We start from the raw sequence: 5,663 nt of genomic DNA on the forward strand, positions 1-5,663 counted from the left end.
TTTCATTTTTCAGTCGAAGGGTGTGAATTCACATTTGATTTTTCGGTCATCTGGTGACCACACCTTAAAAATACTTATGGTATTAACCCATAGTTTTTACTCGTTCCCACGCTCCCGCGTGGGAATGCAGGCCGGTGGCAAGTTGACCTTCGTGCCTTAGTGGTTCAAACCCCTATAACCTCAGTGCCTCTGTGGTTTAAAAAGCCATTTCAACCAGACCTGGCAAAAAACCGTCATCTGTCAACATAGTTAGAGCGTAATTTACATTTCTATCTGATCCTGCTATATTTAGACGCAATAACGTACGTCATGCAGGAGGCGTCATGTCAACACTCAATAGCACCCAAGCGCGTGCAAATTTTTATGGCTTACTCACGCAGGTCAATGAATCCCATGAGCCGATCACCATTACCGGTAAAAAAGGCAATGCCGTATTGATTGCTGAGGAAGACTGGCAGGCCATTACTGAAACCCTTCATTTAATGTCCGTTCCAGGTTTACGCGAATCGGTGGTTGAAGGGTTGCATACCCCGCTAGATGAATGCAGCACCGAGTTAGACTGGTAGCCCTATGGCTTGGCAATTGGTCTATACCATACAAGCACAAAAAGACGCTAAAAAACTGACCGGCAGTGGTTTAAAAAAACAAGCCCAGCATTTATTGGCACGGCTTGAGCAAGACCCGTTCATCACGCCACCGCGCTATGAAAAACTTGTCGGTGATCTGCAAGGCGCCTATTCAAGGCGAATTAATATCCAGCATCGCATTGTTTACCAAGTGATTGAAGAGCAAAGGACGATTAAGGTACTGCGCCTTTGGACGCATTACGAATAAAATTCATATATGGACGCGCCCCAGATTTCAAACAATAAAATTTTACTCCTCCCCACTGTCCTCAGTGGGAAGGAGTAACTGCTTTGCACTGCTTGAGCGGCTGTGTTTAGGGGGTGTGTTGTCTTCTGGCGCGGACGCCTTCTGCTAAGTCGTTGAGCAGTGTGAGGCTGTCGTCCCAGCCGATGCAGGCGTCGGTGATGCTTTGGCCGTAGGTGAGCGGTTGCCCGGGCGTGACGTCTTGGCGTCCGGCGACGAGGTGGCTTTCGACCATGGCACCCATGATGTGGTGTGCGCCTTGGCTGAGTTGTTGGCGAATGGATTGGGCGACGTCGAGTTGACGTTGGTGTTGTTTGGCGCTGTTGGCGTGGCTGCAGTCGATCATCAGTTTTGGCTGCACGCCGGCTTGTTGCAGTTCGTTAACGGCGGTTTGCACGCTTTGGGGGTCGTAGTTGGGGCCGTCGTTGCCGCCGCGCAGAATGACGTGGCAGTCGGGGTTGCCGGTGGTGGAGAAGATGGCGGAGTGTCCCATTTTGGTGAGGGATAGGAAAATGTGGGGGTTGTTGGCGGCGCGAATGGCGTCCACGGCGATTTTGAAACCGCCGTCGGTGCCGTTTTTGAAGCCGATGGGGCAAGAGAGGCCGGAGGCGAGTTCGCGGTGGCCTTGGCTTTCGGTGGTGCGTGCGCCGATGGCGCCCCAGGAGACGAGGTCGGCGATGTATTGCGGGGAGATGAGGTCGAGAAATTCGGTGGCGCAGGGGACGCCGCTGTTGTTGATGTCCACCAGCAACGAGCGGGCTTCTTCAAGGCCTTTGTTGATTTCAAAGGATTCGTTGAGGTGGGGGTCGTTGATGAGACCTTTCCAGCCGACGGTGGTGCGGGGTTTTTCGAAGTAGACGCGCATGACGATGAGCAGGTCGTTTTGGTGTTGTTGCATGGCGCTTTTGAGGTGTTCGGCGTAGTCGCGCGCGGCTTTGGGGTCGTGGATGGAACAGGGGCCGATAATGACCAGCAGGCGGTCGTCTTCGCCAGTGAGAATGCGGTGAATTTTGGCACGGGTATCATGCACCGTTTGAGAAGCCGCTTCGGTGATGGGGAAGAGTTCGTGTAACACCTGCGGGGGGCGGACTTCGGTGATGGTTTTGATGCGTAAATCGTCTGTTTGATACTGTGTCATCTGGCTTCTCGGTTTGAATTTGAGTCAACGGAAATTATGAACGTTTTAGTGAATGCTTAAAAAACGCTTATTATGCCATTTATGTTTTGAAAAGTTGATGAAAAATCGGTTTGCACTGCGGTTTGTCGGCTGAGGGGTGTGCTGGTCGGTGAAATCGGATTGGGTTGATAAGTTTGCGGAGGGTTGTTATAAAATATTCGTATCGTGAAATGGGGGTTTCGGTTTGGTGGTTGGGCTTGGAATGGCGTATACTTTTTGTTTACTTAGTCATCACCTGAGACGCGATTTCTCAAAGAGCTCGGTCAGCACTCGAATAGAATGAAATACTGATAAACGCCCGTTAAGTGGTGTATTCAGTTTGTATGAGCACGATACTGAAATGGAGGAGAATCATTCGTGAGAAAAATTAAGATATTTATGATCGGACTGGGGCGCATTGGCGGTAAGTTTTATGAGCAGTTCAGTGAGATGCCGCCGGAGCGGGTTGAGATTGTCGCCATTAGCGAGCCGAATTTCGAAAACCCGCTGGTGCAGGACGCCGAGGCGCGTGGGATTGTGAATTACCCGCAGTTTGAAGAGGCGTTGGATGTGTTTGGTGAGGAGATTGATATTATTATGGATACCTCCAATCGCCCGGAGTTGAAGCAGGCGATTCGTAAGAAGCTGGTGGATTCCGACAATCAGCACAGTGTGGTGGTGCCAATGGTGGTGGATTATTTGATGTGGTATCTGTTGCCGGGGTCGGAGGATATTCCGCAGTCGCATCATAAAAATATCGGTTATTGATACCCTTGCCGCTGGCGGTAACGCCTTGCGGGTGAGCTTAAAAAGGCGCTGTGTTCAGCGCCTTTTTTGTTTTACCAGGCCTGGTAAGAACTGTCACCCTGAGCGAAGCCGAAGGGTCTCAAGCGGTTTACCAACTGGTCTGATGTGCAGCCGTTAAGTTAATTGGGTTTGAGTGCCTATAATAACCGCAACATCCGTCGGCATTTCCACGCAGGAGCGGGGGAACGAGTGATATAATTTGAATTCGATATCTTGAATTCAATATCCTTTCATTCTAAACCGGAGGTCGCAGTGGTTACGTTTGATCAGTCGATAGAAAATCAGCTGGCGACAAAAAGCGATGTGGCACGCCTTGAAAAAGAACTGGCCGTGGTTAAATGGGTTGCTTTTGCCACGTTCGCGATGGTGTCTGCAAGCTTTCTGAAAAGTGTTTTTGGAGTGTAACTGAAGGTTTCACCAGGCCTGGTGAAATCACCGATGTTATGAAGGTTGTCGCTGCTTGAGTTCAAGCTGAGTTATCTGCGTCATCTGTCATTTCATTTTATGGTTTTATTACCAATTGCTAAAAAACCTTGTTGTTTTGCAGGGATTTCGTTAATGTAAAAATGTGGTCTCCTTGATATTTTCGTTGCGACGTTGCAACCGATTCACGAGTTGGGTACTTTGGGGTGTTTTTTGGGCGTTTGTACGCTAGGAGAGAGATAATGAGTCGGATTGAAAAACAGGCGTTTTTCAGAACGTTGGCGGGTGTGGGATTATTAGGCGTTATTCTGGTGGGGTTGTCAGGGTGCGGCGGCAGTTCATCGTCTGATTCGTCGTCGGGTTCATCAACCGACTCATTATCGACATCGCAATTAGTTGTGGGCGAATCACTTTACATAGCGTTGCCACCGGACACAATTAAAAACATTCAGTTGCAGCTGAGTTATGCGCAGAATATTGGTGAAACCCTGTATCTCAATGCCGATGCGTCGGCCACGCCGTTTTTTACTTACGCACCGAAATTTGTGTTTGTGAATGAGGCAGCGGATTCGGTTACGGTGGATGCGGTGGCGGTTTCGGATGCGGATTATGTGACGAATTTAACTTTCAAATGTGCGGGAAAAGCAGGCACTTTGCCTTGTACCTTGAAAGCGGGTGAGTCGATTGAGGTGTTGGCTAAGTTGGCGGGCTTTAGCCCGGCCAGTGCCGACAAGAAGACGGTCGTCAAAACCGCGCATTTGCAGTTGATTAAGCAGGATGTGGCGGACACGAAGACTGGCGTGCAAAAAGTGCTGGTGGGTGAGTATCAGATGACCACGGAGTTTGTGCCTTATGTGCCGGGTTACATCGCGATGCGCACGGTGAATTCCAGAGCCGGGCAGCAAGCTTATCTGGCAGCGGCGTATGGGGCGAATACCCTGAACTTTTCCAAGGATGCGGATGGGCTTTATAAAGGCACCACTGGGTCTGAAATGAAGTATAAAACGGATACGTTCAAATTGCCAGAGACCTCGGACGGACTGGTGTATGTGCCTTATGGTGAGTCGGGCACGGTGTATCTGTCGTATGAGCCGTTTAATTATGAAGCGGCGCCCAGCCCCAGTCAGCCAGGCACGCCGGGCTTTTTTATGGCGGAGTTCACCTACCCGAAACCCACCACTTGCGGCGCCTAACAGGCTGTATGTGAATCGCTGTACCTGGATACGACCTATGTGAACTTTATGCAGTATTTTGGCTCGGCCAGTTCCATCGGTGCTTCCAGTTATTTGCCGACGAGTGTGTTAACCGGTTACGGTTATGCCGGGGCGACGGACGCGGCGATTGCCAAAGGCACTGAAGCGGTGTTTAACGATATTTATAATGTGTACCAGACATTTGATGCGCCTTGGAAATATGTGCCACCGGCCACCGCCGACATGACGGCGAATTATTTTGCCACCTCGGTGGAAAACGGCACGATTCCCGATGACACCACGGTGTTGTATGCGCCGGTTCAGTTGTTCCAAGCGGGTAAGGCGACCAATCAGCCGATGAATAACGATTATTATGATGACTATATCAATGCGTAATGGTTGCATTTGGAAACCAATCCGATCTATGTCGATGCCAATTCGATCACCAATCCGGCGAAGTCTAACTGTATTTTGAAAGGCGAAGTGAAAAACAATGCGTTGAGCTTCAGCGCCGTTTCCGGAAATGATTGCCCGGCACACGCTTATGTGGTGCCCGCGATGGTGTCGTCTTTTTCCAGTTGCGCCACCGGTGCGCCGGAAGTGGGCGGCACCAATTGTGCGGATACCCCAAATCTGACGTTTGATAAGTTCAACACCTGTGATTTTGCCACCGCGGCTGGCTCGAACAATTGCGGTGCGTCGGCGATTACCGAAAGCAACTTTACCACCAATACAACCCTTTGGGGGCCAAACGGGACTTTTCGCGCCATTGTCGGGCGTGCCATTACCTCGTATCAGGCGGCCGGCATTCTGCCGATTTGCGCGGATTCGGGCATGACGGCAATCAGCCAGGATAGCCCAATGAATCAGACCAATAGCCGTAACGCGATTGCCACGGGCAAAGCGTTTGAAAACCCGTCTTGTTTAACTGGGCTGTCGGATAAAAAGCCGGTGTACAATTTGTATTCCAAAGAGTTGTCGAAGTATGTGCAGGCTTACACTTACAGCTATGGTGATTTCTTAGGCATGGATGCCACCATTACCTACGGGCGTAATGCGTTCCCGGGCAGCAGCGAAGCGGGGTCGTGTGACTCGACATCCACAAGCCTCTTCTGTCAGCTACCACGGGCCTTGCCGGTTACCTTGAAAATTCATTGAACAGATAGAGGCGAGAGCCAGATTCAAGGTTTTGCCAGGTCTGGCCGAAAAGAAAA

At 50.5% G+C, this 5,663-nt stretch carries 8 protein-coding genes; 7 read left to right on the plus strand and 1 reads right to left on the minus strand.

Annotated features, from left to right (window positions below; genetic code table 11):
• Window positions 1-323: 323 nt before the first annotated feature.
• Complete coding sequence (locus ACP5D0_RS09740; RefSeq protein WP_472365580.1) at window positions 324-566, plus strand: type II toxin-antitoxin system Phd/YefM family antitoxin; 243 nt, start codon at window positions 324-326, stop codon at window positions 564-566.
• A 4-nt stretch (window positions 567-570) separates the two neighbouring features.
• The gene (locus ACP5D0_RS09745; RefSeq protein WP_472365581.1) at window positions 571-834 is read left to right on the plus strand and encodes a Txe/YoeB family addiction module toxin; all 264 of its coding nucleotides are present in this window, start codon (window positions 571-573) and stop codon (window positions 832-834) included.
• A gap of 106 nt (window positions 835-940) precedes the next feature.
• On the opposite strand, the gene aroG is transcribed toward ACP5D0_RS09745, so the two are convergent.
• Window positions 941-2,008, minus strand: coding sequence for a 3-deoxy-7-phosphoheptulonate synthase AroG (gene aroG / locus ACP5D0_RS09750; RefSeq protein ID WP_472365582.1), 1,068 nt, complete (start codon window positions 2,006-2,008; stop codon window positions 941-943).
• A gap of 396 nt (window positions 2,009-2,404) precedes the next feature.
• Here aroG and ACP5D0_RS09755 point away from each other — a divergent pair, with 396 nt between their 5' ends.
• From ACP5D0_RS09755 to ACP5D0_RS09775, 5 genes are all read left to right on the plus strand, one after another.
• Entirely contained in the window at window positions 2,405-2,794 is a 390-nt protein-coding gene (locus tag ACP5D0_RS09755; RefSeq protein WP_472365584.1) for a homoserine dehydrogenase, read from the plus strand.
• Between the two features lie 291 nt (window positions 2,795-3,085).
• Window positions 3,086-3,238: a hypothetical protein gene (locus ACP5D0_RS09760; RefSeq protein ID WP_472365585.1), complete on the plus strand. Its 153-nt coding sequence runs from the start codon at window positions 3,086-3,088 to the stop codon at window positions 3,236-3,238.
• A gap of 260 nt (window positions 3,239-3,498) precedes the next feature.
• Window positions 3,499-4,449 (plus strand): hypothetical protein, encoded by a 951-nt coding sequence (locus tag ACP5D0_RS09765; protein WP_472365586.1) that lies wholly within the window; start codon window positions 3,499-3,501, stop codon window positions 4,447-4,449.
• A gap of 48 nt (window positions 4,450-4,497) precedes the next feature.
• Window positions 4,498-4,845, plus strand: a complete 348-nt coding sequence (locus tag ACP5D0_RS09770) for a hypothetical protein (RefSeq protein ID WP_472365587.1) — start codon at window positions 4,498-4,500, stop codon at window positions 4,843-4,845.
• A 3-nt stretch (window positions 4,846-4,848) separates the two neighbouring features.
• Complete coding sequence (locus tag ACP5D0_RS09775) at window positions 4,849-5,607, plus strand: hypothetical protein (RefSeq protein ID WP_472365588.1); 759 nt, start codon at window positions 4,849-4,851, stop codon at window positions 5,605-5,607.
• The last annotated feature ends 56 nt before the right edge of the window (window positions 5,608-5,663 follow it).

Origin of the sequence: Hydrogenovibrio sp. (genome assembly GCF_049975065.1) — a bacterium.
Taxonomy (GTDB): Bacteria; Pseudomonadota; Gammaproteobacteria; order Thiomicrospirales; family Thiomicrospiraceae; genus Hydrogenovibrio.

Coding starts and splice junctions, on each gene's coding strand:
- aroG (WP_472365582.1), bottom strand. CDS start 2,008: ATGACACAGTATCAAACAGACGATTTACGCATCAAAACCATCACCGAA.
- ACP5D0_RS09745 (WP_472365581.1), top strand. CDS start 571: ATGGCTTGGCAATTGGTCTATACCATACAAGCACAAAAAGACGCTAAA.
- ACP5D0_RS09770 (WP_472365587.1), top strand. CDS start 4,498: ATGCAGTATTTTGGCTCGGCCAGTTCCATCGGTGCTTCCAGTTATTTG.
- ACP5D0_RS09740 (WP_472365580.1), top strand. CDS start 324: ATGTCAACACTCAATAGCACCCAAGCGCGTGCAAATTTTTATGGCTTA.
- ACP5D0_RS09765 (WP_472365586.1), top strand. CDS start 3,499: ATGAGTCGGATTGAAAAACAGGCGTTTTTCAGAACGTTGGCGGGTGTG.